The following is a 16,604-nucleotide window of genomic DNA, read 5'->3' as shown; positions in this document are numbered from 1 at the left end:
AAAACTAATCCTCCCAGAAGGCCGGGACCACCAGGACCAGCAGGATGAACATTTCCAGGCGGCCCAGCAGCATGCCGCCGGCCAGCAACAGCTTGGCCAGATCGTCCAGCGGCGCATAGGTGCCGCCGGGGCCGATCACCTCGCCCAGGCCCAGGCCCAGATTGGATATGGCCGAGGCCGAGGCCGACAGCGCAGTGACGAAATCCAGCCCCAGCAGGGCCAGCAGCATGGCCAGCACGGCGAACGACAGGGCATAGACGAACAGGAAACCCATCACCGAGCCCAGCACGTCCTTGGCGATGGGCTTCTTGTTGAAGGTGGGCACCAGCACGGCGTGGGGCCGCAGCAACTGGCGCACCTGCATCAGCGCGTTGGCGAACAGGAACTGGAAGCGGAACACCTTGATGCCGGCCGCCGTCGAGCCCGAACAGCCGCCGACGAAGGTCAGCAGGAACAAGATGGCCACCGGCATGCCGGCCCAGTCGCTGAAATCGATGGTGGTCAGCCCGGTGCCGGTCATCACCGAGGCGACGGTGAAGAAGCCGTAGCGTATGGCCGAGCCGATTCCATAGCCGCGACTGTTGACCAGCCACAGGGTCACCGCCAGCCCGCCCAGCAGCAGTAGCCCCAGATACCAGTGGACCTGCTGGTTGCGCATCGCCCGGCGCCAGTCGCCCTGGGCCAGGGTCGAGAACATCAGGAACGGCAGGCCGCCCACCACCATGCCGATGGCGACGATCAGGTCGATCGAGGCGCGATCGAAATGGGCCAATTGGGCGTCGCGGGTGGAAAAGCCGCCGGTCGACAGGGTGGTCATGGCGTGGACCAGCGCCTCGAACCGGCCCATGCCGGCGGCCCACAGGGCCAGGTACAAGGTCACGGTCAGAAGCACATAGACGCCGACGATGGTGCTGCCGATCCGGGCGGCGCGCGGGGTGGCGCGGTCCTGGCCGGACAGCACCTCGATACGGAACATCTGCATGCCGCCGACATTCAAGCCCGGCAGCACCGCCACCGCCATGACGATCATGCCGATGCCGCCCATCCATTGCAGCAGCCCGCGCCACAGCAGCAGGCCGGGCGGCAGGCGATCCAGGCCGACCAGCACCGTCGAGGCGGTGCCGGTAATGCCGCTGACCGCCTCGAACCAGCCATCGACCACCGGCAATTGCGCCTCGCCCCACAGGAAGGGCAGGGCGGCGAAGAAGGTCGGCACCAGCCAGCAGGCCGCGGCGGTCAGATAGGCCTGGCGGATCGACAAGCTCCGGCGTGGCGTCCGCATGCCCAGCGCCAGGGCCAGGCCACACAGCAATGTGACGAAGGCGGCGGTGGTGAAGGCCTGCCATTCGGCATGGCCGGCCTTCCAGTCGAAGGCGGCGGGGATCAGCATGGTGGCGGCCAGACCGCACAGGATCTTGCCAACCAGGGTCAGGACGGGGCGGGGATCGACGATCATCGGCCGCTAGCCTCGCCAGAACGAACGCGAGAACAAGGCGATGACGGTGAACAGCTCCAGGCGGCCCATGATCATCTCGATGGACAGCAGCCACTTGGCGATATCGGGCAGCGGCTTGTAGGTGCCGGCCGGGCCGATCACATCGCCCAGGCCGGGGCCGATATTGCCCAGCGCCGCCGCCGAGCCGGTCAGGGCGGTGACGAAGTCCAGGCCGGCCACCGCCAGCAGGAAGGTGAAGACGGCGTAGGTCAGGAAATACATCACCACGAAACCCAGCACCGAATCGACCACCGCCTCGGAAATCAGGCGGCGATTGAAATTGATGACGAACACTCCGTGCGGATGCAGCAGGCGGCGCAGATGGATGCCGGCCATGCCGAACAGCACTTCCCAGCGGAACACCTTGACCGCCCCGGATGTCGAGCCGGTGCAGCCGCCGATGAAGCACAGGAAGAAGAACACCACCTGGGGAAAGCCGCCCCACAGGCTGTAATCGGTCGAGACGAAGCCGGTGGTGGTGGTGATCGACACCACGTTGAAGGTGGCGTGACGCAGGGCGTCACCCGGCTCCATGTCGTTGATTCCCCATTGCCACAGGGTCAACAGGGCCGAGAAGAAGGCCAGGAAGGTCATGTACCACTGGGTCTGGCTGTCTTTCAGCGGGTTCCAGCCCGGCCGCTGCCACGGCGCCACGAACAGGGCCAAGGTGGCGCCGCCCAGGGCCATGAACAGGGTCAGGATCCAGTGGACCGCCGGGATGTCCCAGGTGGCCAGCGAGGCGTCCGAGGTGGAAAAGCCGCCGGTGGCCAGGGCCGACATGGCGTGGCAGACCGAATCGAAGAAGTTCATGCCGGCCAGCCACAGCAGCCCGGTGCAGATCAGGGTCAGCACGGCATAGACCTGGACGATGCCGCCGGCCACCTGCGAGGTGCGGGCGCGGACCTTGTCGGACTTGTCCGAACTTTCCATCTTGAACAGCTGCATGCCGCCGATGCCCAGGAACGGCAGCACGGCGACGGCCATGACGATGATGCCGACGCCGCCCAGCCAGTTGACCAAAGCGCGCCACAGCAAGATGCCCTTGGGGGCCTGGTCCAGCCCGACGATCACCGTCGCCCCGGTGGTGGTCAGGCCCGACACCACCTCGAAGAAGCCGTCGGTATAGCTCATCTTCAGGCTGGAGAAGGTGAAGGGCAGCGCCCCGAACAGGGCCATGCCGAACCAGGCGGTGGTGGTCAGCAAGAAGGCCTGGCGGGTGGTGAATTTGGGCCGCTCGCTGCTATAGGTGGCCAGCATCATCGCCGCTCCCACCAGCATGGTCAGGGCGGCGGAAATGGCGAAACCCCGCCAATCATTGTCGCCGCCGACCCAATCGATCAGGGCAGGCAGGCCCATTGCCCCGGCCAGAACCAGCAGCAGGATGCCATTGACATAGATGACCGGCCGAACGTCGATCACGTGCGCTTTTCCCCCTGACGCGCCCTGACTATTGGCCGGGGCGGGCGATGCTGTAAAGCGATTCGTGCTATGGTGCGGCCATGAGCTTCACCCGCTGCACCACCTGCGCCCGCCGCTGCGGCGCCGATCGCACCCGGGAAACCACCAAGCCCGGCTGCCGGGTCGGCCGGCTGGTCCGCATCGCCGAGTTGGGGCCGGGCCGGCTGGTGTTCGCCGGCTGCTCGCTGGCCTGCCTGTTCTGCCCGACGCCGGTGGCCAACCGAGACGGGGTGGGGCGCGCGGTCGATGCGGCCCAACTGGCCGCCATCCTGGCCGATCAGCAGGCGGCGGGGATCTGGCGGCTGGACCTGGTCCATCCCGCCCATGTCGCCGAGCAATTGGCCGAGGCGCTGGACCTGTCGCCCGGCCTGACCACCAGGCTGGCCTGGGTCTCGACCGCCTTCGACGGGCCCGAGGCCTTGGCGGCGCTGGCCGGGCGCATCGCCAGTTTCCGCCCGGAAATCAAGTTCGGCTGTGACCGCACCGCCCGCCAATTGGCCGGGATCAACGGTTATGTCGCGGCCTCGCGGGCGGCGGTGGCGGCGATGCTGGATCAGGTCGGGCCGATGGCGCCGTCCGATCCCGACCATGGCGTGCTGGTCCGCCACCGGGTGTTGCCCGACGGCCTGGCCGCCACCCGGGACGCCCTGGGCTGGCTGCCGGCCGGGGTTCCGGTCCAGCTTCTGGATGATTACGAACCCGCCCACCGGGCCGGGCAGCACGCCAAACTCAGGCGGCCGGCCAACGCCCACGAAGTGGCCGAGGCCCGGGCGATCGTGCGGGACTTGGGATTGACGGAGTGGGGCGAAAAAAAGCCCGCCAACCGGAAGGCTGGCGGACCCGAGGCGGTCATACCGTAATTCAGTCAAGTTTATAGGGACGCGCGGCGCCGATGTCCAGCCGCGCCCGCCAAGGCGGGCTTTAGATTTGTTCGTGCCCTCAGTCGCCGGGCGCCGCCGCTGGCGGCTTGGCTTTCGCTCGCATAAGCTCGCGGGGCCTCAACGGCCCAGGCGCCCGCCAAGGCGGGCTTTGCTCGGCTCGCCCTCGTCGAACAGCGCCGTCAACTGGCGCATGACGGCGCCGCCCAGTTCCTCGGCATCCATGATGGTGACGGCGCGGCGGTAATAGCGGGTGACGTCGTGGCCGATGCCGATGGCGATCAGTTCGACGCCCGAGCGGGTCTCGATGAACTCGATCACCTCGCGCAGGTGCTTTTCCAGGAAATTGCCGGGATTGACCGAAAGGGTCGAATCATCGACCGGGGCGCCGTCCGAGATCACCATCAGGATCCGCCGCTGCTCGGGTCGGCCCAGCAGGCGATCGTGCGCCCACAGCAGCGCCTCGCCGTCGATGTTCTCCTTCAAGATGCCTTCGCGCAGCATCAGGCCCATGTTGCGCCGGGCGCGCCGCCACGGCGCGTCGGCCGCCTTGTAGACGATGTGGCGCAGATCGTTCAGGCGGCCGGGATGGACCGGCTTGCCCTCGGCCTGCCACATCTCGCGGGCCTGGCCGCCCTTCCACGCCCGGGTGGTGAAGCCCAGCACCTCGACCTTGACGCCGCAGCGTTCCAGGGTGCGGGCCAGAATCTCGGCGCTCATCGCCGCCACGGTGATCGGGCGGCCGCGCATCGAGCCGGAATTGTCGATCAGCAAGGTGACCACGGTGTCGCGGAACTCGGTTTCCTTCTCGAACTTGAAGGACAGCGAATGGGTGGGGTTGGCGACGATGCGGGCCAGGCGGCCGGTGTCCAGGATGCCTTCTTCCAGGTCGAAATCCCACGACCGGGTCTGCTGGGCCATCAATTTGCGCTGCAGCCGGTTGGCCAGCTTCGAGACCACGCCCTGCAGATGGGCCAACTGGTTGTCGAGCTGGGCGCGCAGGCGGGTCAGTTCCTCGGGCTCGCACAGATCCTCGGCGGCGACCACCTGGTCGAACTTGGTGGTGAAGGGGCGATAGGGCCGGTTGGCCGGATCGCGGCCGCCATCGGCGAACATCGAATTGCGCCGGCTGGGGCCGCCCGGCTCTTCGGTGCCGGCGCCGGCCATGGTCAGCTCTTCACCGCTTTCCAGCCCGTCTTGCTGGCCGTCGCCCTCGGCGGCGCCGGGGGCGGCCTGCGGCTGGCCTTCCGCTTGCGAGCCCTGGCCCTCGGACTCCTTGTCCTGGTCGGACTGGCCGGCGGACTGGCCCTCGCGGGCTTCCTGGGTGTCGTCCTCGCTTTCCTGGCGCTCGTCTTCCAGCTCGTTGTCGGCGAACAATTCCAGCTGGGTCAGGAGGCTTTTCAGGCCGCCGGCGAAATCGGCCTCGGAATCGATCAGTGCCTTCAAATGGTCCAGGCTGGCGCCGACCTTGTCCTCGACATAGCTCCGCCACAGCTCGACGGCCTTCGCCGCCGAGGGCGGAGGCGGGGCACCCAGGAAATGCTGGCGCGCGATCAGGCGCATGGCATCGGCCAGCGGCACCTCTTCGCGCCGGGTCACCCGGTCCAGCCCTTCCGAGCGCGCGCGCTGTTCCAGCACCCCTTCGATGTTGGCGGCGACGCCGGCCATGCGCCGGGCGCCCAGCGCCTCGATGCGGGCCTGCTCGACGGCGTCATAGACCTTGCGGGCCTCGGACCCGGGCGGCATACGGGCGGCGTGCAAGGCCTCGTCGTGATAGCGAAAGCGAAGCGCCACGGCGTCGGCGGTGCCGCGCAGCCGCACCAGATCGGCCGGCGCCATGGTACGCGGCGGCGCCGGCAGCCGCACCTCGACGCCCCGCACCGACGAGCCGGCGGCGGCATAGGACACTTCCAGGTCGGCGCGGCCGGCGACGGCGCGCAGCACGCCGGCGGTGCAGCGCTTCATCAGCTCGACCGGGCTTTCCTCGCGGTCGTGACCGCTGTTGGGATGGGTGCGGTCTGGCGCCACCGGGTTTGGTCCTTACATCACCACCCGGGCGGGCGATTGCGGCAGTTCGATATTGAAGGCGCGCTGGAAATATTCGGCCACCACCGGCCGCTCGACCTCGTCGCATTTGTTGAGGAAGGTCAGGCGGAAGGCAAAGGCGAGGTCGCCGAAAATCTTGGCGTTCTCGGCCCAGGTGATCACCGTGCGCGGGCTCATCACCGTCGAGATGTCGCCGTTCATGAAGCCCTGGCGGGTCAGGTCGGCCAGCGACACCATGCGGTTGACGGTCTCCATTCCCTCGGGGGTCTGGTAAACCGGCAGCTTGGCGGCGACGATGGCCACCTCGGCGTCGTGTTCCAGATAGTTCAAGGTGGCGACGATGTTCCAGCGGTCCATCTGGCCCTGGTTGATCTGCTGGGTGCCGTGATAAAGGCCGGTGGTGTCGCCCAGGCCGACGGTGTTGGTGGTGGCGAACAGCCGGAAGGCCGGATGCGGCCGGATCACCCGGTTCTGGTCCAACAGCGTCAGCTTGCCCTCGACTTCCAGGACGCGCTGGATGACGAACATCACGTCGGGGCGGCCGGCGTCGTATTCGTCGAACACCAGCGCGCAGGGGTGCTGCAGCGCCCACGGCAGGATACCCTCGCGGAATTCGGTGATCTGCTGGCCGTCCTTCAAGACGATGGCGTCCTTGCCGATCAGGTCGATGCGGCTGACATGGCTGTCCAGGTTGACGCGGATGCACGGCCAGTTCAGCCGCGACGCCACCTGTTCGATGTGGGTCGATTTGCCGGTGCCGTGATAGCCCTGGACCATGACGCGGCGGTTGAAGGCGAAGCCGGCCACGATGGCCAGCGTGGTGTCGCGGTCGAAGCGATAGGCGGGGTCGGGGTCGGGCACATGCTCGGAGCCGACCGAGAAGGCCGGCACGTCCAGGTCGACGTCGAGCCCGAAGGCGTCGCGCACGTTGACCTTGGTGTCGGGAACGGCCAGCGGATGGTCCGAGGCGAGCGGGCTGGCGGAAGAAGCGGTCATATCGGGATTACCCTTGTCGGTCGGGGCGTCAGGCGGAAAGTGCGGTCATCAGCAGCTTATAGGCCTGGCTGATGCGTTTGAAGCGTTCTTCGGATTCCTTGTCGCCATTGTTGGCGTCGGGATGGTGGCGTTTGACCAGGACCTTATAGGCGGCCTTGATCTCGGCGATGGTGACCGGGCCGGTCAGTTCCAGCTCGGCCAGGGCCAGTTCTTCGGGTGTCGGCGGGCGGGTGCGGGCCTTTTCCAAATCCTCGGCGACATCGTCGAACACGCCCAGCGGGTCGTGGATGCCGAAATTGAAGCGGCGATTGCCGGTCTTGGTCCCCAGCGGCCAGGTCGGACGCTGCCAGGTGGTCGAGCGGCGGATTTCGTCCTCGATCTCGTCGGGGCTCATGCCCTTGTAGAAATCCCACGAAGCGTTGTAGGCCCGCACATGGTCCAGGCAGAACCAGTAATACTGGTCCAACTGGTCGCGCCCCTTCGGCGCCCGGTACTCGCCGACATGGGCGCATCCGGGGTGATCGCAGGCCTTGGTCTGGGGCCGCTCCTCGGGCCGGTCGTGGATTTGCCGCCAGGAGCGTTTGGTGCTGGTTGAGCGCATCCGCCCATAATGAGGGTTGGCGCGAATGGTTTCAAGGCGGGGCAGACGGAGCGGCGGACGTGCCCGAAACCGGGCCGAATCGGCGCACGGCCAATACGTAAGAATTATCCCGGCTGGCGGTTTGTGCTAGACTTTCCTTCTCTATGCCGAACGGGCCAGACAGGCCCGCATCCAGCGGGAGGGGTTCATGCTCTCAGCTCGCAACATTCCCATCGCCATCAAGATCTGGCTTCCCATTGTCGTTTCGACGGTCGCGTTCCTGGCCCTGGGCTGGGTCAGCCACGATCTGATCGAAAAGACGGTGATCGAGGAACGCGAGGCCAAGGTCAAAAGCATCACCACCACCGCCTTGGGAATTCTGGCGACCTTCCACAAGGACGCCCAGGCCGGCCGGGTCAGCATGGACGAGGCCCGTGCCCGCGCCTTCGCCGCCATCGGGGCCATGCGCTATGACGGCACCGAATACGTGTTCGTGTTCGATGGCGACGGCACCACCTTGGTCCATCCCAAGGCCGAGATCATCGGCAAGAGTCTGCTCGAGATGAAGGACCCCAGCGGCCGGCGCCCGATCAAGGAACTGGTCGATGCCGCCAATGCCGGCGGCGGCTTCGTCAATTATCTGTGGCCCCGGCCCGGTGCCGATCAGCCCCAGCCCAAACTGTCCTATGCCGGCAAGTCGGCCGAATGGGGAATCATGGTCGGGACCGGCATCTATATGGACGACGTCGCGGTGCGGGTCCGGGCCCTGATGACCCGGCTGGCGGGGATTGCCGCGCTGGTGATCGCCGTCACCGTGGCCATCGCCATTCTGGTGATCCGCCAGATCACGGTGCCGTTGGCCTCGGTGATCGGGCGCATGCATCGGCTGGCCAACGGCGACCTTGCCGTCGAGGTGGCCGACGGCGACCGCGGCGACGAAATCGGGGCGATGGTCAAGGCGTTGGCGGTGTTTCGCGACCATGCCGTTCAGAAGACCCAGATGGAGGCCGAGCGGCATGCCGCCGAAGAACGTGCCCAGGTCGAACGTCAGGCGGAATTGCGCAAGATCGCCGATGGGTTCGAGGCCAAGGTCGGCGACATCGTCGCCGGCGTGGTCGAAGCCGCCCAGGGATTGCGCCGGCTGGCCGAGGAGATGCGCGCGGCCGCCGCCGACGGCTCGGCCAGCGCCGCCAGCGTCGCCCAGGCCGCCGAGGAGGCCTCGGTCAACGTCCAGACGGTGGCTTCGGCCAGCGAGGAACTGACCGCCTCGATCGACGAGATCGGCTCACAGGTGGCGCGCTCGGCCGACATCAGCCAGGCGGCGGTGAACGAGGCGGAACGGACCAACGAGATGGTCGGCAAGCTGGCCCACGCCGCCGAACGGATCGGCGAGGTGGTGCAATTGATCAACACCATCGCCCAGCAGACCAATCTTCTGGCCTTGAACGCCACCATCGAGGCCGCCCGGGCCGGCGACGCCGGCAAGGGCTTCGCCGTCGTCGCCAACGAGGTCAAGACCCTGGCCACCCAGACATCCAAGGCGACCGACGAGATCGGCCAGCAGGTATCGGCCATCCAGGGCGAGACCAAGCAGACCGTGGTCACCATCCGCGCCATGGGCGGCACCATCGGCGACATCAGCCAGATTTCGGCGGCGATCGCCGCCGCCGTCGAGGAACAGACCGCCGCCACCCGCGAAATCAGCCGCAACATCCAGTTGGCCTCGGCCGGGACCGATCAGGTATCGCAAAGCGTCGGCGCGGTGCGCGGCGCCTCGGACCAGACCGCCGCCGCCGCCGAAGGGTTGCTGGCCGCCGCCCACGCCCTGGGTGAGCAAAGCGAGCGCTTGCGTGCCGAGGTCAATTCGTTCCTGATGTCGGTCCGGTCTTGACGGTGGCCGGTTTGGCCCCCAATTGGGGTCAATTGTCTGTCGCGCAAGGAGTCAACATGACGGTCAAGGCCAGCATCGAACGTAAGCTGACCGAGGGTCTTTCCCCGGAAATCCTGGTGGTGGTCGATGAATCGAACCGCCATGTCGGCCATGCCGGCCACAAGCCGGGTGGGGAAACCCATTTCAACGTCCAGGTTGTTTCGGCCGCCTTCGCCGGCAAGAGCCGAATCGAGCGCCACCGTCTGGTCAATTCCCTGCTGGCCGACGAACTGACCGGTCCGGTCCACGCCCTGGCCCTGGTGACCAAGGCGCCGGGCGAGGTTTAGGGGTTATGCCTGTGGCGCGCCCGATCCCGGGCGGCTCAATTGCCGCTCGGGCTTTTTGGCACAGCGCCAAGTACCGGCATAATACAAAGCCCGGCGGCGTCTGAGCCGGCCCGGCACGGGCGCGCTTCGCGGGTTATGCCTGTGGCGCGCCCGATCCCGGGCGGCTCAATTGCCGCTCGGGCTTTTTGGCACAGCGCCAAGTACCGGCATAATACAAAGCCCGGCGGCGTCTGAGCCGGCCCGGCACGGGCGCGCTTCGCGCCTAAATCAAATGCTGCTTCAGCACGTAATCTTCCGCCTGCATCTCCATCAGGCGCGACACCGTGCGCTGGAACTCGAAGGCGCCGATGCCGGTGGGGTACAGCGTCTCGGGCGGGGCCTCGGCCGAGCAGATCAGGGTGACCTTCTTCTCGTACAGGGCGTCAACCAGGGTGACGAAGCGCCGGGCCTGGTCCTTGTTCTCGGGACCCAGCAGCGGGATGTCGGACAGGACCAGGGTGTGATAGCGCGCCGCCAGTTCCAGATAGTCCGACGGCCCCAGCGCGGTGGCGCACAATTGCCCGAACGAGAAACGGGCGACGCCGACGGCGGCCAGCGGCACGCGGACCTGGCGGCCGTTGACGTCGATGCTGTGCGGCATCGGAGTGGCGCCCTCGGTCAGGCGGGAAAAGGCCAGTTCCAGCGCCATGTCGGCTTCTTCGTTCAGCGGGCTGTGATAAACCTGCAGGCCGCGCTTGCGGCCCAGCCGGTAGTCGCGTTCCGAATTGAGCTCTAGAAGATCCAGCTGCTGCTCGATCAGGCCGATGAAGGGCAGGAAGCGTTCGCGCTGCAGGCCGTCCTTGTAAAGGTCCTTGGGTGCCCGGTTCGAGGTGATCACCACCACCACGCCATCATCCATCAGGCACTGGAACAGCCGGCCGACGATCATGGCGTCGGCGATGTCGGTGACCTGCAACTCGTCCAGGCACAACAGCCAGGCTTCCGAGGCGATGGTGCGGGCCAGCTTGGGGATCGGGTCGCTTTCCTTGCGGTGCGCCGCCTGGCGCCAGCGATGGATCTCGGCGTGGATGTCGCGCATGAATTCGTGGAAGTGGACCCGCTTCTTGGCGGCGATGTCGGCGGCCTCGAAGAACAGGTCCATCATCATCGACTTGCCGCGGCCGACCTCGCCGAAGATGTAAAGGCCGTGGCGGGGCGTGGTGCCGACCGCGTCGCCCGGCGTCCAGTCCAGCATCGCCTTGGTGGTCTTGCCGCCCAGGCCGAACCGCGCCAGCCAGCCGCTTTCACCCTGGGACGGGCGATAGCGGGCCAGGGCGTTGTGCAGGCTTTGCAGCTTCTCGATCGCCAGTTCCTGCGCCGGATCAGGGCGCAGTTCACCGGCGTTCAGCCGCTCGCGGTAGACGAACAGGGGGCCTTTGCTCATGGCGGCGCAACATAAACGAAACAGGGGCGCGGGAAAAGCATCTGTGGTTTATGCGCGAGGCGTAGCCCGTGCCGGGGTGTTATGCGCGAAGCGCGCCCGTGCCGGGGTGTTATGCGCGAAGCGCGCCCGTGCCGGGCCGGCTCAGACGCCGCCGGGCTTTGTTGTGTGTCAGAATTTGGCGCCGTGCCAGAAAGCCCGAGCGGCGATTGAGCCGCCCGGGATCGGGCGCGCCACAGGCAAAAAAAGCCCCGAGCGGCGATCTTGCCGCTCGGGGCTTGATGCGTCTTACGGCAATCAGCCGTCGGCGTTCAGCTTGCCGACGACTTCCTTCAGCGAATCCTGCCAAGTGGCATTCTCGACCTGGCAGGTGCCGGCCTTTTCGTGACCGCCGCCGCCATAGGTCAGGCACAGGGCGCCGACACTGGTCTTCGAGGTGCGGTTGACGATGGAATGGCCGATGGCGAACACGGTGTTCTGCTGCTTCAGGCCCCACATCACGTGGATCGAGATGTTGCACTGCGGATAGAGCGCATAGATCATGAAGCGGTTGCAGGCCCAGATGGTTTCCTCGTCCTTGAGGTTGAGGACCACCACGTTGCCATAGACGGTCGAGCAGCGCTTGATCTGGTCCTTGGCCTTTTCCTCGTGCTCGAAGAACAGGTCGGTGCGCTCCTTGACGTCGGGCAGGGCCAGGATGTCGTCGATGGTGTGGTTGCGGCAATAGTCGATGAGATTCATCATCAACTGGTAATTCGAGATGCGGAACTCGCGGAAGCGACCCAGGCCGGTGCGGGCGTCCATGATGTAGTTCAGCACGGTCCAGCCGGTCGGCGAGATGATGTCGTCCAGCGAGTACTGGGCGCTGTCGGCCTTGTCGACCTCTTCCATCATCTTGTCCCAGGCGGCCGGGAAGCGCACCGCGCCGCCGTAATAGTCATAGACCACGCGGGCCGCCGACGGCGCGTCGGGATGGATGATGTGGTTGTCCTTCTTGCCGACGCGGATGGTTTCCGACAGGTGGTGGTCGAAGGCGATGTGAACGCCCTCGACATAGGGCACGTTGGTGGTGATGTCGTTGGGGCCGATGTCGATCACGCCGTCCTGCATGTCCTTGGGATGCACGAACTTGATGTCGTCGATGATATCCAACTGCTTCAGCAGCACGGCGCACACCAGGCCGTCGAAATCGCTGCGAGTCACCAGGCGAAATTTCTTGTTCTCGGACATACTGGCCTCCTACCCACCCGAACCAAGGACGGCAATCTTATATGTGGAATTGAGTTCCGACAACGGGCCTTCACTTGATGCCGCTTCCGGATTGCAGGTCGCTGGGTTAAACAGGTGGGATCGCGTCGCCGGTTTGTCGAGGGTTGGTCATGATTCGCCGTAGCTTGCTGTCGCTGGTCCTGCTGCTGGGCGGCTGTGCCCAGTCCGTCTTCGTCGATCGCGAGATCGGTGTCAGCATCGACAAGGGCGAAGACAAGGTCGCCAAGTTCGGCATGGTCGAGATCTGCTACGCCACCGACACGCCGTGGAGCGAGGTTCAGGGGCTGGCCGACGAGGAATGCGGACGGTTGGGCTGGCAGGCGACCCTTTATAAGTCGCTGAAATGGCAATGCCGGATGTCGGCTCCCCATATCGCGACCTTCCAGTGTTTCGTTCCCGGGTATGCCGGCAAGGACGGCGTCCCGATCAACCCGGCCAACAAGAAGGCCTTCATGGCCTGGAAGAAGGCGCAAGCGGACAAGGCCGCCAAGACGGCGCCGTCGCCCGATGTCGTCGCACCCCAGGGGGCCGCCCCCCAGGCCGTGGCGCCCGCCCCCATGATGGTACCATCCTCCCGGCCGCTCAGCCCGGCCGACATTGCCGGCAAGCCGGATTGGTCGGCGGCGCCCATGAACGTCGCACCGGCACCGGTCCAGGGCGCCTATCCGACCAACGGCTTCACCCTGACCCCCAAGGGCTGGGGCGAACATTTCGAGGAATGATCGCCGTCTGTCCGGCCCAAAAGAAAAACGCGGACGGGTCACCCCGTCCGCGTGAAGGCAATAACCGGAAAGAACCGGTTAGACGCTGCGTTCCAGCAGCTTTTGCTTGATCGACCCGATGGCCTTGGCCGGGTTCAGGCCCTTGGGGCAGGTCTTGGTGCAGTTCATGATGGTGTGGCAGCGATAAAGCTTGAACGAGTCTTCCAACGCGTCCAGGCGCTCGCCGGTCATCTCGTCGCGGCTGTCGTGGATCCAGCGGGCGGCTTGCAGCAGCACGGCCGGGCCGAGATAACGATCGCCGTTCCACCAATAGCTGGGGCAGCTGGTCTGGCAGCAGAAGCACAGGATGCATTCCCACAGGCCGTCGAGCTTTTCGCGCTCTTCCGGCGATTGCAGGCGCTCGCCATCGGGCGGCGTCGGCGACTGGGTCTGCATCCACGGCTTGACCGAGGCCAACTGGGCATAAGGCAGGGTCAGGTCGGGGATCAGATCCTTGACCACCGGCATGTGCGGCAGCGGATAGATCGCCGCCTCGCCCTTGATGTCCTCGATGGGCTTCAGGCAGGCCAGCGTGTTGGTGCCGTCGATGTTCATGGCGCACGAACCGCAGATGCCTTCACGGCACGAGCGGCGGAAGGTCAGGCTCGAGTCGATCTCGTTCTTGATCTTCAGCAGGGCGTCCAGGACCATCGGTCCGCAGGCATCCAGATCGATCTCGTAGGAATCCAGCCGCGGGTTGGCACCCGAGTCGGGATCATAGCGATAGATCTTGAACACCTTGACGTTCTTGGCGCCGGCCGGGGCCTTGTGGCTCTTGCCGGGCTGAACGCGGGAATTGGCGGGCAGGGCGAATTCGACCATGGTTTTCTCTCCTTCCCCCGTGCCTTAGTACACGCGCTTCTGCGGCTTGATGTACTCGACTTCGTCGGTCAGGGTGTAGGTGTGGACCGGACGATAATCCAGGCTCACCTTGCCGTCCTTGACCAATGCCAGCGAGTGCTTCTGCCAGTTGACGTCGTCACGCTCGGGATAATCCTCGTGGGCGTGGGCGCCGCGCGATTCGTGGCGGGCTTCGGCCGACACGATGGTCGCCAGCGCGCAATCCATCAGGTTCTCGAGCTCCAGGGCCTCGACCAGATCCGAGTTCCACACGGTGGAACGGTCGTTGATCTTGATCTGCGGCAGGGTCGAGGCGACCTGATCCATCTTGGCGCAGCCTTCGGCCAGCGACTTCGAGGTGCGGAACACCGCGGCGTCCATCTGCATGGTGCGCTGCATGGCGTTGCGGATCTCGCTGGTATGCATCGAGCCGTTGGCGTTGCGCAGACGATCGAAGCGCGACACCGCCAGGTCGCCGCCATCCTTGGGCAGCGGCTTGTGGGCTTCGCCCGGCTTCAGGGTCTCGGCGGCACGCAGCGCGGCGGCGCGGCCGAACACCACGATGTCCAGCAGCGAGTTGGTGCCCAGACGGTTGGCGCCGTGCACCGACACGCAAGCCGCCTCGCCGATGGCCATCAGGCCGGGCACGGTGGCGTCGGGGTCGGCGGCGGTCGGACGCAGGACCTCGCCATGGACGTTGGTGGGGATGCCGCCCATGTTGTAGTGGACGGTCGGCAGCACCGGGATCGGCTGCTTGGTGACGTCGACGCCGGCGAAGATCTTCGCGGTCTCGGAAATGCCGGGCAGCCGCAGCTCCAGGGTCTCGGGCGGCAGGTGGTCGAGGTGCAGGAAGATGTGGTCCTTGTCCTTGCCCACGCCCCTTCCTTCGCGGATTTCCATGGTCATGGCGCGGCTGACGACGTCGCGGCTGGCCAGGTCCTTGGCGGTGGGGGCGTAACGCTCCATGAAGCGCTCGCCGGCCGAGTTGTAGAGGATACCGCCTTCACCGCGGGCACCCTCGGTGATCAGGCAGCCCGAACCGTAGATGCCGGTCGGGTGGAACTGCACGAATTCCATGTCCTGCAGCGGCAGGCCGGCGCGGGCGACCATGCCGTGGCCGTCGCCGGTGCAGGTGTGCGCCGAGGTGCACGAGAAGAAGGCGCGGCCATAGCCGCCCGAGGCCAGCACCACCTTGTGGGCGCGGAACCGGTGCAGGCTGCCGTCGTCCAGGTTCCAGGCCACCACGCCGCGGCACGAGCCGTCGGCATCCATGATCAGGTCCAGGGCGAAATATTCGACGAAGAATTCGCACGAATGCTTCAAGGACTGCGAATACAGCGTGTGCAGGATGGCGTGGCCGGTCCGGTCGGCGGCGGCGCAGGCGCGCTGCACCGGCTTCTCGCCGTAATTCGACATGTGGCCGCCGAACGGACGCTGATAGATCTTGCCCTCGGGCGTGCGCGAGAAGGGCACGCCGAAATGCTCGAGCTCGTGCACGGCGGGCACCGCCTCGCGGCACATATACTCGATGGCGTCTTGGTCGCCCAGCCAGTCCGACCCCTTGACGGTGTCGTACATGTGCCACTTCCAGTTATCCTCGGCCATGTTGCCAAGGCTGGCGCCGATACCGCCCTGGGCGGCGACGGTGTGCGAGCGGGTGGGGAAAACCTTGGTGATGCAGGCGGTCTTGAAGCCCGCCATACCCATGCCCATGGTGGCGCGCAGGCCGGCGCCGCCGGCGCCGACGACAACCACGTCGTAGGTATGGTCGATGATCTTGTAGGCAGCCATGTGGGTCTAGCCTCCGACGGCGACTTTGAGGATCGACACCGTCATCCCGACGGCGAGAATGGCCCCGATCAGCTTGGTGGCGATCAGGCCGACGACTTTCTTGGCTTCGCAGGCGACATAGTCCTCGATGACCATGGTGAGGCCCAGCACCGCGTGATAGACGGTCAGCAGCAGCGTGACGATCATCAGCGAGGCGTGCGAGCCCTGGCCCATCCACGCCTTGAAGGCGGCATAGTCCATGCCGGCCAGGCCCTTGACCGAGACGACGAACCACAAGGACAGCGGGATCAGGCCGACCGAGGTGACGATGATGCCCCAATGATGGGCCAGACCGTTCTTGGCGGAACCAAGGCCGCGGGCGCGGCCGATGGGGGAACGCAAGGTCATGGTCATTCCTCCCTTAGATGATCCAGGCCAGCACGGTCAGGATGGCGGTGGCGCCCAGCGCGATCCGGGCCGACAGATAGGCCTTGTCCAGCTCGAAGCCCTTGCCGGTGTCCCAGATCAGGTGCCGGACGCCGTGGCAGAGATGGAAGAACAGGGCGACGGTGAAGCCGAACAGGAACAGCTTGCCGAAGAAGCCGCCGATGATGCCTTGAGCGGCGGCGAAGCTTTCCGGGCCGCTTGCTGCGGCACACAGCCACCAAGCCAGTCCGAGCAGGCCGATCACCAGGCCGACGCCGGTGATGCGATGGGTGATGGACATCAGCGCCAGCAAGGGCAGGCGGTAGATCTGCAGATGCGGCGACAGCGGCCGGTTGCGCGTGGTCATGGCGAAATGCCCCCGAAAGTCCTGGTGCGGGTGGAACCCGGTTTGCGGCAATGCGGCAAGTGTTTAGACCTTGGCGCAGCC

General features: G+C 66.1%; 15 protein-coding genes. 4 read left to right on the top strand and 11 right to left on the bottom strand.

Going from position 1 to position 16,604, the window contains the following annotated elements:
- Positions 1-4: 4 nt before the first annotated feature.
- On the bottom strand, positions 5-1,456 hold the full coding sequence (locus tag A6A05_RS01330; protein WP_245644123.1) for a TrkH family potassium uptake protein: 1,452 nt from the start codon (positions 1,454-1,456) through the stop codon (positions 5-7).
- Positions 1,457-1,462: 6 nt separating this feature from the next.
- Positions 1,463-2,914, bottom strand: coding sequence for a TrkH family potassium uptake protein (locus A6A05_RS01325; protein ID WP_068496698.1), 1,452 nt, complete (start codon positions 2,912-2,914; stop codon positions 1,463-1,465).
- An 80-nt stretch (positions 2,915-2,994) separates the two neighbouring features.
- Between A6A05_RS01325 and A6A05_RS01320 the strand changes: the two genes are divergently transcribed.
- Positions 2,995-3,813 carry a radical SAM protein gene (locus tag A6A05_RS01320; protein ID WP_068496697.1) on the top strand — a complete coding sequence of 273 codons (819 nt, stop codon included), beginning with the start codon at positions 2,995-2,997 and terminating at the stop codon, positions 3,811-3,813.
- A gap of 138 nt (positions 3,814-3,951) precedes the next feature.
- On the opposite strand, the gene cobT is transcribed toward A6A05_RS01320, so the two are convergent.
- The 3 genes from cobT to A6A05_RS01305 are packed head-to-tail and all read right to left on the bottom strand — an operon-like array spanning position 3,952 to position 7,474.
- Positions 3,952-5,859, bottom strand: coding sequence for a cobaltochelatase subunit CobT (cobT, locus tag A6A05_RS01315; RefSeq protein ID WP_082910598.1), 1,908 nt, complete (start codon positions 5,857-5,859; stop codon positions 3,952-3,954).
- 12 nt (positions 5,860-5,871) lie between these two features.
- A complete protein-coding gene (gene cobS, locus A6A05_RS01310) occupies positions 5,872-6,873 on the bottom strand; it encodes a cobaltochelatase subunit CobS (RefSeq protein ID WP_068496695.1) in 1,002 nt (333 codons plus the stop codon).
- Positions 6,874-6,901: 28 nt separating this feature from the next.
- Complete coding sequence (locus tag A6A05_RS01305; RefSeq protein ID WP_068496693.1) at positions 6,902-7,474, bottom strand: J domain-containing protein; 573 nt, start codon at positions 7,472-7,474, stop codon at positions 6,902-6,904.
- A 187-nt stretch (positions 7,475-7,661) separates the two neighbouring features.
- Between A6A05_RS01305 and A6A05_RS01300 the strand changes: the two genes are divergently transcribed.
- Both A6A05_RS01300 and A6A05_RS01295 read left to right on the top strand, forming a co-directional pair.
- Complete coding sequence (locus A6A05_RS01300) at positions 7,662-9,344, top strand: methyl-accepting chemotaxis protein (protein WP_068496691.1); 1,683 nt, start codon at positions 7,662-7,664, stop codon at positions 9,342-9,344.
- A 56-nt stretch (positions 9,345-9,400) separates the two neighbouring features.
- Entirely contained in the window at positions 9,401-9,670 is a 270-nt protein-coding gene (locus A6A05_RS01295; protein WP_068496689.1) for a BolA family protein, read from the top strand.
- A gap of 262 nt (positions 9,671-9,932) precedes the next feature.
- On the opposite strand, the gene zapE is transcribed toward A6A05_RS01295, so the two are convergent.
- Complete coding sequence (gene zapE, locus A6A05_RS01290; protein WP_068496687.1) at positions 9,933-11,093, bottom strand: cell division protein ZapE; 1,161 nt, start codon at positions 11,091-11,093, stop codon at positions 9,933-9,935.
- 294 nt (positions 11,094-11,387) lie between these two features.
- Entirely contained in the window at positions 11,388-12,320 is a 933-nt protein-coding gene (locus A6A05_RS01285) for an exopolyphosphatase (RefSeq protein ID WP_068496684.1), read from the bottom strand.
- 149 nt (positions 12,321-12,469) lie between these two features.
- On the opposite strand from A6A05_RS01285, the gene A6A05_RS01280 reads away from it, so the two are divergent.
- Entirely contained in the window at positions 12,470-13,081 is a 612-nt protein-coding gene (locus tag A6A05_RS01280; protein WP_068496682.1) for a hypothetical protein, read from the top strand.
- Between the two features lie 78 nt (positions 13,082-13,159).
- Here A6A05_RS01280 and A6A05_RS01275 read toward each other — a convergent pair whose 3' ends face one another.
- From A6A05_RS01275 to sdhC, 4 genes are read right to left on the bottom strand one after another with little or no spacing between them, the layout of a single operon-like run.
- Positions 13,160-13,942: a succinate dehydrogenase iron-sulfur subunit gene (locus tag A6A05_RS01275; RefSeq protein ID WP_068496679.1), complete on the bottom strand. Its 783-nt coding sequence runs from the start codon at positions 13,940-13,942 to the stop codon at positions 13,160-13,162.
- Positions 13,943-13,966: 24 nt separating this feature from the next.
- Positions 13,967-15,751, bottom strand: a complete 1,785-nt coding sequence (sdhA, locus tag A6A05_RS01270; protein WP_068496678.1) for a succinate dehydrogenase flavoprotein subunit — start codon at positions 15,749-15,751, stop codon at positions 13,967-13,969.
- A 6-nt stretch (positions 15,752-15,757) separates the two neighbouring features.
- Positions 15,758-16,138, bottom strand: a complete 381-nt coding sequence (gene sdhD / locus A6A05_RS01265; RefSeq protein WP_068496784.1) for a succinate dehydrogenase, hydrophobic membrane anchor protein — start codon at positions 16,136-16,138, stop codon at positions 15,758-15,760.
- A gap of 13 nt (positions 16,139-16,151) precedes the next feature.
- Positions 16,152-16,523 carry a succinate dehydrogenase, cytochrome b556 subunit gene (gene sdhC, locus A6A05_RS01260; RefSeq protein ID WP_068496676.1) on the bottom strand — a complete coding sequence of 124 codons (372 nt, stop codon included), beginning with the start codon at positions 16,521-16,523 and terminating at the stop codon, positions 16,152-16,154.
- Positions 16,524-16,604 lie beyond the last annotated feature (81 nt).

The organism is Magnetospirillum moscoviense (assembly GCF_001650635.1).
Classification (GTDB): domain Bacteria; phylum Pseudomonadota; class Alphaproteobacteria; order Rhodospirillales; family Magnetospirillaceae; genus Magnetospirillum; species Magnetospirillum moscoviense.
Note: the sequence above shows the minus strand (reverse complement) of the source record. Positions and strands in the feature narration are given on the sequence as shown.